Origin of the sequence: Acidovorax sp. GBBC 1281, assembly GCF_028473645.1 — a bacterium.
In the GTDB taxonomy this organism is placed as follows: domain Bacteria; phylum Pseudomonadota; class Gammaproteobacteria; order Burkholderiales; family Burkholderiaceae_C; genus Paracidovorax.
Genome location: NZ_CP097269.1, coordinates 2,092,252 through 2,105,696 on the forward strand (window position 1 = coordinate 2,092,252; position 13,445 = coordinate 2,105,696).

The 13,445-nt window shown below is 64.0% G+C and carries 15 protein-coding genes and 1 pseudogene; 5 read left to right on the forward strand and 11 right to left on the reverse strand.

The genetic code is table 11. From position 1 onward, the window contains the following. Positions 1–81 precede the first annotated feature (81 nt). The 11 genes and pseudogenes from M5C96_RS09560 to M5C96_RS09610 all read right to left on the reverse strand — a co-directional run bounded on the left by M5C96_RS09560 (position 82) and on the right by M5C96_RS09610 (position 9,447). Positions 82–327: a hypothetical protein gene (locus tag M5C96_RS09560; RefSeq protein WP_272563685.1), complete on the reverse strand. Its 246-nt coding sequence runs from the start codon at positions 325–327 to the stop codon at positions 82–84. A 6-nt stretch (positions 328–333) separates the two neighbouring features. Then, positions 334–915 carry a plasmid pRiA4b ORF-3 family protein gene (locus M5C96_RS09565; RefSeq protein WP_272563684.1) on the reverse strand — a complete coding sequence of 194 codons (582 nt, stop codon included), beginning with the start codon at positions 913–915 and terminating at the stop codon, positions 334–336. A 2-nt stretch (positions 916–917) separates the two neighbouring features. Next, positions 918–2,303 (reverse strand): annotated as a pseudogene (gene tnpC, locus M5C96_RS09570) (IS66 family transposase); the annotation flags it as partial. Positions 2,304–2,451: 148 nt separating this feature from the next. Further along, positions 2,452–2,799: an IS66 family insertion sequence element accessory protein TnpB gene (gene tnpB, locus M5C96_RS09575; RefSeq protein WP_272563683.1), complete on the reverse strand. Its 348-nt coding sequence runs from the start codon at positions 2,797–2,799 to the stop codon at positions 2,452–2,454. Next, complete coding sequence (gene tnpA / locus M5C96_RS09580) at positions 2,796–3,197, reverse strand: IS66-like element accessory protein TnpA (protein WP_272563682.1); 402 nt, start codon at positions 3,195–3,197, stop codon at positions 2,796–2,798. The genes tnpB and tnpA overlap by 4 nt, the downstream gene beginning before the upstream one ends. Positions 3,198–3,423: 226 nt before the next feature. After that, positions 3,424–4,398 (reverse strand): Bug family tripartite tricarboxylate transporter substrate binding protein, encoded by a 975-nt coding sequence (locus M5C96_RS09585; protein WP_272568762.1) that lies wholly within the window; start codon positions 4,396–4,398, stop codon positions 3,424–3,426. 70 nt (positions 4,399–4,468) lie between these two features. Next, positions 4,469–5,521 (reverse strand): SMP-30/gluconolactonase/LRE family protein, encoded by a 1,053-nt coding sequence (locus M5C96_RS09590; RefSeq protein WP_272568763.1) that lies wholly within the window; start codon positions 5,519–5,521, stop codon positions 4,469–4,471. Positions 5,522–5,590: 69 nt separating this feature from the next. Beyond that, on the reverse strand, positions 5,591–6,457 hold the full coding sequence (locus M5C96_RS09595) for a fumarylacetoacetate hydrolase family protein (protein ID WP_272568765.1): 867 nt from the start codon (positions 6,455–6,457) through the stop codon (positions 5,591–5,593). A 31-nt stretch (positions 6,458–6,488) separates the two neighbouring features. After that, on the reverse strand, positions 6,489–7,490 hold the full coding sequence (locus tag M5C96_RS09600; RefSeq protein WP_272568766.1) for a Bug family tripartite tricarboxylate transporter substrate binding protein: 1,002 nt from the start codon (positions 7,488–7,490) through the stop codon (positions 6,489–6,491). 19 nt (positions 7,491–7,509) lie between these two features. Further along, positions 7,510–8,424 (reverse strand): polysaccharide deacetylase family protein, encoded by a 915-nt coding sequence (locus tag M5C96_RS09605; RefSeq protein ID WP_272568768.1) that lies wholly within the window; start codon positions 8,422–8,424, stop codon positions 7,510–7,512. A 123-nt stretch (positions 8,425–8,547) separates the two neighbouring features. Then, positions 8,548–9,447, reverse strand: coding sequence for a LysR family transcriptional regulator (locus M5C96_RS09610; protein WP_272568769.1), 900 nt, complete (start codon positions 9,445–9,447; stop codon positions 8,548–8,550). Positions 9,448–9,564: 117 nt separating this feature from the next. Here M5C96_RS09610 and M5C96_RS09615 point away from each other — a divergent pair, with 117 nt between their 5' ends. The 5 genes from M5C96_RS09615 to M5C96_RS09635 are packed head-to-tail and all read left to right on the forward strand — an operon-like array spanning position 9,565 to position 13,410. Continuing rightward, a complete protein-coding gene (locus M5C96_RS09615; RefSeq protein ID WP_272568771.1) occupies positions 9,565–9,954 on the forward strand; it encodes a RidA family protein in 390 nt (129 codons plus the stop codon). Between the two features lie 2 nt (positions 9,955–9,956). Then, the gene (locus tag M5C96_RS09620; protein ID WP_272568772.1) at positions 9,957–10,436 is read left to right on the forward strand and encodes a RidA family protein; all 480 of its coding nucleotides are present in this window, start codon (positions 9,957–9,959) and stop codon (positions 10,434–10,436) included. 19 nt (positions 10,437–10,455) lie between these two features. Then, positions 10,456–11,427, forward strand: coding sequence for a Bug family tripartite tricarboxylate transporter substrate binding protein (locus tag M5C96_RS09625; protein WP_272568773.1), 972 nt, complete (start codon positions 10,456–10,458; stop codon positions 11,425–11,427). A 16-nt stretch (positions 11,428–11,443) separates the two neighbouring features. Then, positions 11,444–12,235 (forward strand): SDR family NAD(P)-dependent oxidoreductase, encoded by a 792-nt coding sequence (locus M5C96_RS09630; RefSeq protein ID WP_272568775.1) that lies wholly within the window; start codon positions 11,444–11,446, stop codon positions 12,233–12,235. A gap of 14 nt (positions 12,236–12,249) precedes the next feature. After that, entirely contained in the window at positions 12,250–13,410 is a 1,161-nt protein-coding gene (locus M5C96_RS09635; protein WP_272568777.1) for an alpha-hydroxy acid oxidase, read from the forward strand. Positions 13,411–13,445: the final 35 nt, after the last annotated feature.

Below are 13,445 nucleotides of genomic sequence, written 5' to 3' on the forward strand. Positions count from 1 at the left end.
GCAGGATCGGTGGTCCATGTACGCTGCGATGGTGGTAGGCGCCGTCTCAGCCCCCCTCTTGACGCGGGATCGACGGAAGAACTACAGCAGGTCGCTCTCGCCGTCGTTGACCTCGTCAACGAACGTGTCGTTTGACCAAGCCAGGCCGATGGCCTTGTTCAAGCGTTTGAGCAGGACGTTGAGGCTCTCACCGTCGCGACGCACGAGCATGGCCAGGCAGTTGCTGCCATCGGCGGCCGTGGCGACGCACTCGTGCGGTGGCAGCGCACCGATCGTGATGTCGCCGCCGTCCTCGATCAGGGCCTTGATGTAGTTCGTCCGAGACATCGTCGCTCAGACCTTGATCGCGGCGAGCCGGTCGTTGATCTCGATGCTGTCGAAGGCCAACGGGTCCCAGGTATCGGCACCGATCCATTCGACCAGGTTGTCGTGCTCGGGATCGTCAGGGTTCGCCATGGCCCGCACGAACTCCGCATAGCCCGGTGCGCCTCCGCAATCCTCCGGCGGCGTTGCACAGGCACCGCCGGCACAGAACGGGAGCACGAACTGCGGCATCGGTGCGATCTTCTTCTCGACCTTGATGCGGTGGTCCCAGTAGTCCCCGAAGTCGTAGACGTAGCTCAGCGTCGACCGGTTCAGGGCAGTGGTCAGTCGCGTGCTTTCGCTGGTGATCGAGCCAGGCTCGTCGTGCATCGGGTCTGGCGTGCCATAGCGCTCGCCGTCGCCAGCGATGAACTCGTGCAGATGCGAGTGGCCCCAGCCGAAGGCAGCCTGGACCACAAGATGCAGCTTGGCCAGGGTGATCGTCTCTGGCACCAGGACGCGGCGCCAGACCTTGGGCTTGGTGCCGCGCAATTCAATGTGCAGTTGCAGGATCGCCGCTGGTGCCTTGATCCGTTGGACCTTGCTCGCCATGCTCAAGCTGCTTGTCGTTGGTCTTCGGCGTGTCGGCCGATGTTCCACGGCAGCAACTCGTCGATGCGATTGATCGGATGGTCCGCAATGCGCCCGAGCACATCGCGCAGGTAAGCCTCGGGGTCGAGCCCGTTCAGCTTGGCCGTCTCCACCAGGCTGTAGATGGCCGCGGCGCGCTCGCCCCCAGCGTCCGAGCCCATGAACATGAAGTTCTTGCGGCCCAGGCTCACGCCGCGCAGCGCGCGCTCGGCGGCGTTGTTGTCGATCTCGATGCGACCGTCGTCACGGTAGCGCGTCAACGACCGGAGCCGTGTGAGCGTGTAGCCGATGGCGCGTGCGAGTTCCGACTTGGCACACACCTGCCCGAGCATCCCTCGCAACCAGGCGAACAGTTCCTCGAGCAACGGCCCGGCTCGCGCCTGCCGCTCCCGGCAGCGCTCATCCGGTGGGCGGCCGCGGATGTCGGATTCGATCGCATACAGCGCACCGATGCGCCGAAGGGCCTGTTCTGCAACCGAGCCCTGCGCCCGCCCCTGGCTCTCGTGCAGATCCCAGAATGGTCTGCGCGCATGCGCCCAGCACGAAGCCTCGATGACGTTGCCGTTTGCATAGAGCTTGGCGAAGCCGGCATACGCATCGGCCTGCAACACGCCCTTGAAGTTCTTCAGGTGCGCCTGAGGATGTTCACCCTTGCGGTCGGGCGAGTAACGCAACCACGCCGCGGGCGCGTCTGCACTCGCAGATGACCGATCGTCACGCACGTAGACCCAGAGCCGCCCGGTCTTGGTCTTGCCCCGCCCGGGCGAGAGCACCGCCACTGGCGTGTCGTCGGCGTGGAGCTTGGAGCCCGCCAGCACGTAGCGCCCGAGCGCTGCGACCAGTGGGTGCAAGAGCTTCTCGCTCTGGCCGACCCAGCCAGCCATCGTGGAGCGCTCGATCAGGACGCCCTCGCGTGCGTAGATCCGGCTCTGGCGGTACAGCGGTTGGTGGTCGCAATACTTGGCGACCAGCACGTGGGCCAGCAGCCCGGGGCCGGCCACGCCGCGTGCGATGGGCCGGCTGGGCGCTGGCGCCTGGAAGATCGATTCGCACGCCATGCAGGCGAGCTTGGGGCGCACGTGGCGGATCACCTTGAAGCGCGAGGGCACGTACTCCAGTTGTTCCGAGACGTCCTGGCCGATCTGCCGCAGCCGACCACCACATGCGCTGCAGCCGCAGGCCTGGCCGGCGGCATCGCGCCGCGCATCCGATGTCTCGGGCCGGTACACATGGTTCTCCCGCGGCAGGTGTGTGGGCAGGCTGCGGTCGAAGCCTTCGCTGTTGGCCGCTTGCGCCTTCGGTGTCTTGCCGACCGGTGCGAGTTCATGAGCAGTTTGAGCAGGGCGACTTCCGCGTCACGGGCCTGCACGACACGCAGCAGCGAGTCGACGGTGTGGGGTGCGTTGGCGGTGTTCGGCACGCCATCTACTATGCCATCGGACCTACCCGGAATCGACCGCGACCAGCGCGTTCAGAAGACGAATTCTTGAGCCCAGTTCAAGCTGCGAGCGCAGGCTGATCTGTGCGCATCGGCATGCGCCAGTCGATGCCTTCGAGCAGCATCGAGAGCTGTGCCGGCGTGAGCGAGACCTTGCCGCCTTGCGCCTGCGGCCAGACGAATCGGCCGCGCTCCAGGCGCTTGGCCAGCAGAAGCAATCCCTGGCCATCGAACCACAGCACCTTGAGCATGTCGCCGCGCCGGCCGCGGAAGACGAAGACGTGACCGCAGAAGGGGTTGGCCGCCAGCGCCGTCTGCACCATCGCAGACAGGCCGTTGAAGCCCTTCCTCATGTCGGTGTGGCCGGCAACGATCCAGACGCGGGTGCTCGTGGGAAGGCCGATCACGCCAGCGCCTTGAGCGTCTGCAGGACATGGCGCACGCTGGCTTCGTCGACTGCACCGCGCAATCGCACCCTCGCCCCGCCGACATCGATCTCGATGGTCCCGCCAGGCTGACGAGGCGCCGCCGCCGTGGGTGAAGGGCATGGCGCAACCGGAGCAGCTTCGATGGTGACGGGCAGCAACATCGGCGAGGGCTGCGGCGGCGCTGGCGTCTGGGGCTGCTCTTGCGTGCTCAGGTGCATCCGGCGCCATGCGAACAGCAGGTTCGAGTTGATGCCGGCCTGCAGCGCGACGGCGGCCACTGACGCGCCGGGCACCAGGCTTCGTGCGACCAGCTCGCGCTTGAACATCGGGCTGTGCTCGCGCCGACGGCGCTTGCTCGGGGTGTCTTGATCGTTCATTGATGTGCATTAGCGGTTCTTCATGCACACCATCGCAGCGTACATGGACCACCGATCCTGCACATCAGCCCTCAGCAAAAACAGAGGGTACTGAGAAGACGCTTACACTGTAAGCACCTTTCATCGCGGTTCTCCTGCTGCTAAGTACTACGGGCGACGACTGCGATGTTGCTGGTATCTTCATGCTGGCGTGCTGACTTGAATCTCAGCGAGCCGCGCCCGAAGCTCAGTCGACTTTTGCGCCGGAGAACTTGACTAGCTCAGCGTACTTCTTGATCTCGCTGCGAATGAAGTTTGCCGCTTCCACCCGATTGGTGCCGAATACCTCAATGCCTCGCTCGGTCAGCGTGTCGCGGATCGCCGGCTCATGCAGCATGGAGACGATCTGGTCGTTCAAGCGATCCAAGATCTCAGGCGTCGTGGCACGCGGCGCAAAGAAAATAAACGTCGAATTGGACGCGAAGTCCGGATAGCCTTGCTCAGCGATCGTCATCACGTCGGGCAGTTGAGCTACGCGTTTGGGATGCGCCACCGCGATCGCGCGCAGCTTTCCACTCTTTACCAGCGGCGCAGCACTCGGCGTGTTGGCAAACGCCAACTGAACGCTGTTGCCCATGACGTCTGTCAACACCGCGCTCATTCCACGATAAGGTACATGCACCATGTAGAGGCCACTGCGCTTCTTAAGTTCTTCCATGCCTAGATGAAATGATGTGCCGTTGCCGACCGAGCCATAAGACAACTGCCCTGGTCGGGCTTTGGCATACGCAATCAGTTCCTTCAGGCTGTGCACGGGCAGATCGTTGTTGACCACCAGGGTATGCGGCGTCACGCCGGCGTAGGTGATCGGTTCCAGATCCTTCAGTGTGTCGTACGGTAGCTTGGCGAACAGGCTTGGGTTGATGGTCACGGTGTTGGACACCAGCAGCAAGGTATGGCCATCTGGTTTCGCGTTGACCACTGCGCCGGTACCGATCTGCGTGGCCGCACCGGCGCGGTTATCCAGCACGAAAGGCTGGCCCAGGCGCTGACGGGCGCCTTCAACCAGCACGCGCACCATGATGTCTGCGGTGCCGCCCGCGCCGTAAGGGATGATCACCCGGATCGGCTGGGTGGGTGCCCATGTATGCGCACGGGTCATGGAGGGGAGCAGCGTCAAAGCGGCCGTGGCGCCGACTGCCTTCAAGAAGTCTCGTTTCATTGAATGGAATCCTGGAGTGCTGGTGCGCGAAAAAGAGAGAGATAAAGAGCAAGGAAATGGGCGGGCCGAATCAAGGCAACCCTGCAACGTTCACGCGCACCTTGTAGATGCTCGTTTTTGCGGAGACGTACAAGGTCTTCCTGTCCTCATCTCCGAAGACAAGGTTGGTCGTGTCTTCAGGGAGGTAGATCACCCCAAGCGCCTTGCCTTCCGGCGAGATCGCCCAGATGCCCCCTGGACCGGTCGTCCAGAGGTTGCCTTTGGAGTCCACCTTCATTCCATCCGTGATTCCCTTTGACTTCTCGCCACGCAGGTCAATGAACATCGTGGACGCGGAGAGTGAACCGTCCTGGGCGACGGCGTAGCGACGGATGAAGCGGTCGCGCGACCCGTTGGCATACAGGAACGTCCCGTCGGGGGAGAAGGCCAGACCATTGGTGTTCGGGATGTCATCGACGACGCGTTGCACCCTGCCGTTGCGGAGCATGTAGACGGCATTGAGCTCGATCTCCTTGGCCGGGTCCTTGTCCCCCTGCAGCAATCCCCCGTACGTGTCGGTGAAGTAGATCGTCCCGTCCTTGCGGACTACGACATCGTTCGGTCCGCCGAATCGCTTGCCCTGATAGCGGTCTGCGAGCACGGTGCGCTGGCCGTTGTGTTCGACGCGATCGATCGTCCTACCTGCCCAGGTGGCGATCACCAGTCGCCCCTGCGGGTCCAGCGCCATGCCGTTGGAGCCGATCATGTTGAACTTCTCGAAGGCGGGATCGTCCTGCGGCTTGCCGTTGTTGAACGGCATGCCCGCACGCCAGACGTCCGCCTTCTGGTACCCGGTCTTTTCTCGAAATACGGTGACCTTGCCATCCGGCGTGTAGCGATGGATCACATTGGCCGGGATGTCACTGAATAACAGATAGCCCTGTTTTCCTTTTTGAACCCAGGTCACGCCTTCTGTGAAGCCGAAGCCCCCGGCCACCTTGATGATCGGCGCGTTGGGTGAAACGAGCGCCGTGAATGCTGGGTCCTTGACCGTGGACGCATCCTGGACGCGGGAATCGGCGGCGAATGCGCCCACAGCGGTAGCAAGCGCTAGTGTTGCGATGACGGTGTTGAAGAAATTCATGGTGCGATGCGTGGTGGGTCGATGCGTTGCTTGAGGGAAGACGTGCTGGGCGGCACTGGAGTGAAAGGTTCATCCGGCAGGCTCGGCCGCCACACGATTGCGCAAGATGCCGATGGCATCGACCTCGACTTCGACCACGTCGCCGTGCCGCAAGTAAATGGGCGGATCGCGCTTGAAACCGACACCGCCCGGCGTGCCGGTGACGATCACGTCACCGGGTGCGAGGGGCGCGAAGGTCGAGACGTAGGCGATGAGCGAGGGAATGTCGTGGATCAGCAGGTCGGTGGTCGAGCGCTGCATCTCCACTCCGTTGAGCCGTGTGATCAACGTCATCGCCTGGCCGGGTCGGATGTTGTCGGCCGTCACCATCCAGGGGCCAAACGCGCCGGTGCGCCAGAAGTTCTTCCCCGGCGTCCATTGGGATGTGGCGGACTGCCAGTCGCGGACGCTGGCGTCGTTGTAGCAGGCGTAGCCGCAGACGTGATCCCAGGCGTTGGCTGGCGAAATCCGTCGGCCGCCTTTGCCGATTATCAGCGCGATCTCGCCTTCGAAGTCGAGCGCGATTGACTCGGGTGGCAACAGGATGTCCTGCCCATGCCCCACCTGCGAGGAAGCAGCACGCAGGAACACCGTCGGCGCTTGTGCTGGTTGACCAACCTCACGCCCGGTCTCGCGCACGTGGTCGGCGTAGTTGAGTCCGACGCAGACGATCAGTTCGGGGGTCGGGATCACGGGCAGGAACCGCACTTCTCGCGCATCGATCGTTTCACGCACGGAGGCCGCCAGGCTGCTGGCCTCGTGCAGCAGACCCAACGCGATCAACGCGCGCAGGTCGGGGGCGCGTTCCCGTAGTCGCACGCCCAGATCGACCAGGCGGTCCTCGTTGAACACACCATACGTGGCGATGCCACGGTGCTCGAAACTGGCGAATTTCACGGGTTGATCTCCTTCGACGATTGGCTGTACTTCAATTCAGCTCGATCCCGGCCGCCGTGATGGCCTGCTTCCAGTAAGCGAACTCGGACTTCCAGAAGAGGTCCATCGCGCGTGCCCCCATGGGGGTTGGCTCCGCGCCCAGGTCTCTCAGCTTCGCGAGCGCCTCAGGCTGCGCGCAGCCGTCGAGCACACCTTTCTCCAGGCGTAACAGCACATCGGCAGGCGTACCGGCGCGCGTGAAAACGCCGAACCAACTCGCATTGGCGAAGCCGGGCACGCCGGACTCCGCGAAGGTGGGCACGTCCGGCAGCGCGACGGAACGGTGCTCGGTCGACACGCCGATGGCGCGCACGCTGCCGGCGCGAATGGCCCCCATGACACCGGTGATGTTGTCCAGCACCGCAGCCACGTTGCCGGCCATGAGGTCCTGGAGGGCCGGTGCCGCGCCGCGGTAGGGCACGTGAACCATGCTGAATTTCCCGTCGCGCTTAAGCAGTTCGCCGGTCAGGTGCATCACGCTGCCAGTGCCGCCCGTTCCGTAGCTCGCGCGCGAGGGATGGGCACGGGCCCATGCGGCGAACTCTTTGAGGGTGCGCGCCGGAATGTCGTTGTTGACGACGAGCACGTTGGGCAGTTTGCAGACCATGGCCACGGGTTGGAAGGCGGCCACCGGGTCGTACGCGAGGTTCTTCCCCTGCGTGATCGGCATGATCACCGCCGAGGTCACGATGTTGGCCAGCAAGGTATAGCCGTCGGCCGCCGAGCGCGCGACATCGGAGGAGCCAATGGCACCGGCAGCTCCGCCCTTGTTGTCGACCACGACGTTGCCCTTGATCGCTTCGCCCAATTGCTTTGCAACGAGGCGCGCCACGATGTCGGTCGAGCCGCCAGCGGGGTAAGGCACCACCAGGCGGATGGGACGATCCGGGAAGGCGGCGGCAAAGGACGCGCGGCTACCCGACAGCGCGGCCAAGCCCGCGCCGCCGGCGACGAAGCCGCGGCGCGTGATGCCGGGGAAGTGGAAATCGGTCATCTGCAAACTCCTTGAAAAATCAGCGCACGGCGTGGCCCAGCGCCTGGCGCAGGTGGCGAACCGCATCGCCCTGGCGGCCGATCCAACAGTCGTCCAGGGCACGGGCGCGCCGTATCAATTCCTCGAACACACCAATGCCGGAGAGGCGACCGAACACATGCCCGTGGATGGAGGGGTTGAGTCGTACCGCACCACGCTCGTGATGCACGACGTAGTCGAGCCAGTCCTCGAACAGCTCCAACATCTGTCGCGGCGCGTTACCGTAGCGGATGGCGTGCGGCGTATCGTTCATCTCCATGCCGCCTGGAAACGCCGTGATGCTGCGTTCGCCAAAACGCACCACATAGGGCAGGTCATCATTCATGGTGTCGCCATGCCATGCGTAGCCAGCTTCGGCCAGCAGGCGCGCGGTGCGCGCACTGGGCGAGGCGCGCGGGCTGATCCATCCCATGGGTCGCACACCGCAGGCCCGTTCCAGCGCGTCGGTAGTCCGGCCGATGTTGGCGCGCTCAGCGTCTTCGTCCAGGTAGGCGGGGATCACGTCCATGCCCCATGAATGCGCCACGATCTCGTGGCCCGTCTCGGCGATTCGGCGCAGCATGTCCGGATAGCGCTCGGCCAGCACGCCGCACACCAGCATGCTGGTGCTGAGACCTTGGCGCTCCAACACGTCGAGGATGCGGTGGATGCCGCGCCGCGCGCCGTACTCCACCCACCCCAATGCATTCAGATCGGGCGTCCCGGGCTGGAGCGGATTGCCCATGGGACCGAATGAAGGCCACGTGCCATCAGACCATCCTTCGAGCGCCACACGAAAGAAGATGCCCAGGCGCGCGCCTCCGGGCCAGCGGAAGTCTGCTGGTGGAAAGGTTTCGATCCCGCCTACGTGGACGTCGAGTGAATGAGGCATGGGCGCTCCGAAGTTCGTTTGCATGACGCCATGCAATGCATTGGGTCTGCCGGGGAGCTTATGGAGCGGCAGCGATCCTCACAAACGACTTCTTTCGCACACAGCGTTGAACGATGCGCAACACTCGCACGCACGCAGCGGACCGCATCACTCAGCGGTGTGTGCGGTGCGGATGAGGTGATCGAGAAACGCCGCCGCCGCCACGGGTAGCTTGCGGTGGCCGAGCGTACAGACATCGATGCCGCCTTGACTGAGCAGGGTATCGGCCAGTGGGATGCCCACCAACTGCCCCGCGGCCAGTTCGCTGCGGATCGACATGCGCGAGAGCAGCGTGATGCCGCCGCCGCTGCGCGCGAAGCCGCGCAGCACGGCGAGCGAATTGGCTTCCAGCGCTGGCGCGATGCGGACTTTCGACAACTGGCTTTGCAGATCGATCAACCGGCGCACGCCGAAAGAGGTGTCCGGCAGCGCTAACCGTTGCGAGACGAGCTGCGACAACGTGAGGCTGTTGCGCGCCGCCAGCGGATGACCAGGCGCCATGACGGCCAGCAAAGGCACGTGCAGATGCAGCACGGAGTGCAACTCTTCCGTGGGTTGCAGATTGAACACCAGCCCGATGTCGGCTTCGCCGCTACCGATGCCGCTGACCACCGCGCTGGCGCCCGTGATGCGCAGCGAGAAGGTGATATTGGGGTAGTTGTCCTGGAACTGTGCGATGGCCGGCGCTAGGAAGTCGGAGGCGTAGCCCTCGACCGACAGTATCGACACGTGCCCACGGTGCAAGTTCTGCAGCGCATCGAGTTCCGATCGCATGCGCTCGATGTCGTTGAGCGCATCGCGCACGTGGTTGAGATAGACCTTGCCGGCGGCGGTGAGCACCATGCCACGCGCGCGGCGCTCGAACAGCGTAACGCCCAAGTCCTCTTCCAGCTTCTGCAGCTCGCGGCTGAGCGCCGAAGGCGTGATGAACAGGCGCTCGGAGGCGGCGCGGATGGAACCGCTATGTGCGATCTCCTGAAAGCGCAGGAGAGAGGTTTGCAGAATCACGCTCGCCACTGTAAGGGCGGTGTTGCGTGATGCGCAACACCTTGTGCAAAAAGAATCGTTTGTCGTTACGCCAGTGCGCGGGCACATTGCATGCATTCATTCCACGAAGGAGTTCGCATGACCAAGCAAGTGATCTACAGCCCCAAGGTGACGCGCACGAAGGCCCCTCACGCGCACGCTGTAAGGACGGGCAACCTCGTGTTCGTGTCGGGCTGTCCCGCTTATCACGGTGAGATGCAATTGGCGAAGGGCGACTTTCCCGCGCAGATGCGCCAGTGCATGACCAATGTGAAAAACATCCTGGAGGAAGCCGGCTCGTTGTTGTCCCACGTCGTCAAAGTCAACGTGTTCCTTGATCGCCGCGCCGACTTCGACGAGATGAACGAGATCTACCGCGAGTTCTTCGGCAACGACCCGGCCACATGGCCCGCGCGCACGACCGTCGAGGCCCGCCTGCCGCGCAAAGACTTCTTGCTGGAGATCGAGTGCGTGGCCGAGGTGGCGTGAGCATGGGTGCCATCGACGCGCGCCTGCGCGAGCTCGGCATCGTGTTGCCCGACGCGCCGGTGATCAAGGCCAATACGGCACTGGTACCAGGCGTGGCGGCCGGCAATCTGTTCTTTTGCCAGGGAACGCTGGGCCACATCAACGGCGAATTTCCCTACCTGGGCAAGGTGGGCGACAAGGTCTCCGTCGAAGAGGCTTACCAGTCGGCACGGCTGTGCGCCATCAACCACCTCGCGCAGGCCAAAGCCGTGCTGGGCGACCTCGACCGCATCCTGCGCGTGGTGCAGTTGCTGGTCTACGTGAACGGTGCACCCGGCTTCGAACATGCACCCTATGTCTCCAACGGCGCCTCCGACCTGTTCGCGGAGGTCTTCGGCGCAGAGCGAGCGGCCATGGCGCGCGCCAGTCTCAGCGTGCCGGACCTGATCTACACGGCGCCGGTGGAAACCGTCTGCACGTTTGAGATCCAGCCGTTGGCGTGAAGAAAGAAAGGAACCCCTCATGCAGCGGCGTCACCTTCTCCAAGCCCTTGGCCTTGGTAGCCTTGCCCATGCACTGCCGGCGTTCGCCGATGCGTATCCCTCGCGCCCAATCACGCTGGTGAGTCCGTGGGCGGCGGGCGGCACCAATGACCTACTGTGCCGCCTGCTGGCGCGTGAGGCCGGCCGGCTGCTTGGCCAACCCATGGTGGTGGAGAACAAGCCGGGCGCCAGCGGCGTGATCGGCACCACGGCGGTCGCCCGCGCGAAGGCCGATGGCTACACCCTCACGCTGGGCAGCACGCCGGGCTATGCGACGGCGCAGGCGCTCTATCCACAGCTGCCCTACGACCCGTTGCGCGACTTCGCGCCGGTGATCGGAGTGGCCACCGTGCCCAACGTGCTGGTGGTACCGCCGTCGCTGCCGGTGCACTCAGTGCGCGAGCTCATCGCCTATGTCAAAGCGCGACCTGGGCAACTCAGCTACAGCTCGGTGGGCCAAGGTTCGACGCAGCACCTGTGTGCCAAGCTCTTCGAGCGCATGACCGGCACCGAGATGATCCACGTGCCGTACAAGGGCACTGCACCCGCGCTGCAGGATCTGCTGGCCGGCCGCATCACACTGGCGTTCGAGAACATGCCACCGCTCCTGCCGCAGATCAGGAGCGGCGCGCTCACCGCCTTGGCGGTGACTTCCGCAACACGCGTCAGCCAGTTGCCGCAGGTACCCACCGTTGCCGAGTCCGGCCTGCCGGAGTTCACTGCCTCGGTCTGGTATGCGGTGTTCGCGCCCGCCGGGGTGCCGGCATCCATCATGGCGCGGCTGCAGGAAGCCTTCACCTCCGCGCTGGCGCTATCCGAGGTGGCGTCGCAATTGGCGGGCCTGGGGCTGACCACGCTGGCGTCCGATGCTGCCGCCACCCGTGCCTTCGTGCAGGCGGATGCAGCGAAATGGGGCGGCATCATCCGCGCCGCCGGCATCAAGCCGGAATGATCAGAGAGCGCGACGCATGAACGATCCAACTACGACCCTCGCACCGCGCGCGTCCAGCACGCCACTGCAAGGACGCGTGGCGCTGGTCACTGGCGCAAGCAAAGGACTGGGACGCGCGATTGCGCAGGGCCTGGCCCAGGCTGGCGCCGACGTGGTGCTGGTCTCGCGCACACGCGCCGACCTGGAAGCCGTCGCGCGTGAGATCGAAGCCTGCGGCCGACGCCCGCTGGTGGCTGTCGCGGACACCACCGACACCGCCCAGATCGAGGCGGCCACGCAGGCGGCATTGGTCGCATTCGGGCGTATCGACGTGCTCGTGCACGCGGCCGGCGGCAGCCTGCGCAAGCCGACGCTGGACGTCACCGACGCCGAATGGGATGCGGTGATCGCGGCGAACCTATCGTCCGCCTTCAAGGTCTGTCGTGCCGTGGGTCGCCACATGGTGCAGCGCCAAGCAGGATCGATCATCACCATCGCCTCCACCGCCGGGCTGCGCGGACGGGCTGGCAACGCACCGTACTCCGCGGCCAAGGCCGCCGTGATCAACCTCTCGCGTGCCCTGGCGATGGAGTGGGCGCCCCTCGGCGTGCGTGTCAATGTGTTGGCTCCCGGCCGCTTCCTCACACCGCTCACCGAGACCGAGATGTCCATCCCCGAAAAATACGAAGCATTCGTGCGTCAGGTCCCTCTCGGTCGCATCGGACGACCGGAGGAACTCAAGGAGATTGCCGTCTGGCTCGCCTCGGACGCATCGGCCTACGTCACCGGCAGCACCATCACCGTCGACGGTGGGCAGACGCTCGCCTGACTCGCCTCCATCCCATGCATTCCCGTCTGGCGAGCGTTCTTGCGCTCAAAGATTTCGAGCCACTTGCACGGCGAATTCTGCCGCGTCCCATTTATGGCTACGTCGAGGGCGCTGCGGAGGACAACCGTTCACTGAGTGCTAACCGCACGGCTATGGACGCATGGAGTCTGGTGCCGCGTGTGTTGGTCAATGTGTCGGCGCGCACACAGCAGCAACAGATTTTCGGCGTTACCTACGCGAGTCCATTTGGAATCGCGCCCATGGGACTGGCGGCGCTTTCCTGCTATCGGGGTGATATCGCGCTCGCGCGCGCGGCGCGAGAAGCGAACATTCCCGCCGTGCTCAGTGGTTCGTCACTGACGCCGCTAGAAGCGGTGGCCGAGGCTGCACCTGGCACATGGTTCCAAGCCTACTTGCCAGGTGACATCGGCCGTATCCTCTCGCTGCTAGAGCGCGTACGTCGCGCGGGGTACGAAACGCTCGTGATAACGGTTGATATTCCCGTTGGCGCTAACCGGGAGAACAACATCCGCACAGGTTTCTCGACGCCGCTTAAACCAAGCGTGCGGCTCGCGATAGACGGACTCACTAGACCACAGTGGTTGCTGGGCACCTTCGCTCGCACTTTTCTTAGGGATGGCATGCCTCATTTTGAGAATTCGTTTGCTGAACGCGGCGCACCGATTCTCTCGCGCAATGTACTTCGCGACTTCTCCGCACGAGATCATTTGGATTGGTCGCATATCGCACGCATACGCTCCGCGTGGCGCGGATCATTGGTGCTCAAAGGCATCTTAAGTGCGGACGACATGGCGCATGCGGTCAAAGCTGGTGTGGATGGCGTGATCGTCTCCAACCACGGAGGCAGGCAATTGGACTGCGCTGTAGCGCCTATGCTGGTCCTTGAGCGCATCATCGACGCGGCGGGATCGCTTGCTGTGATGGTTGACGGGGGCTTTCGGCGAGGCTCTGACGTCCTCAAGGCTCTAGCGTTGGGCGCACGATTCGCATTCATAGGACGTCCATTCAACTACGCGGCCGCTGTGGCAGGAGGAGAAGGTGTTGCCCACGCAATTCAATTGTTGCGTTACGAAGTCGATCGAAACATGGCAATGCTTGGCGTAAATTGTTGCGATGACATGACGCGGACGCGACTGCTTCCGCTTGTCAAATGAATGCTGCAAGTGCGTTGCCTTACTTCTACCGCCAG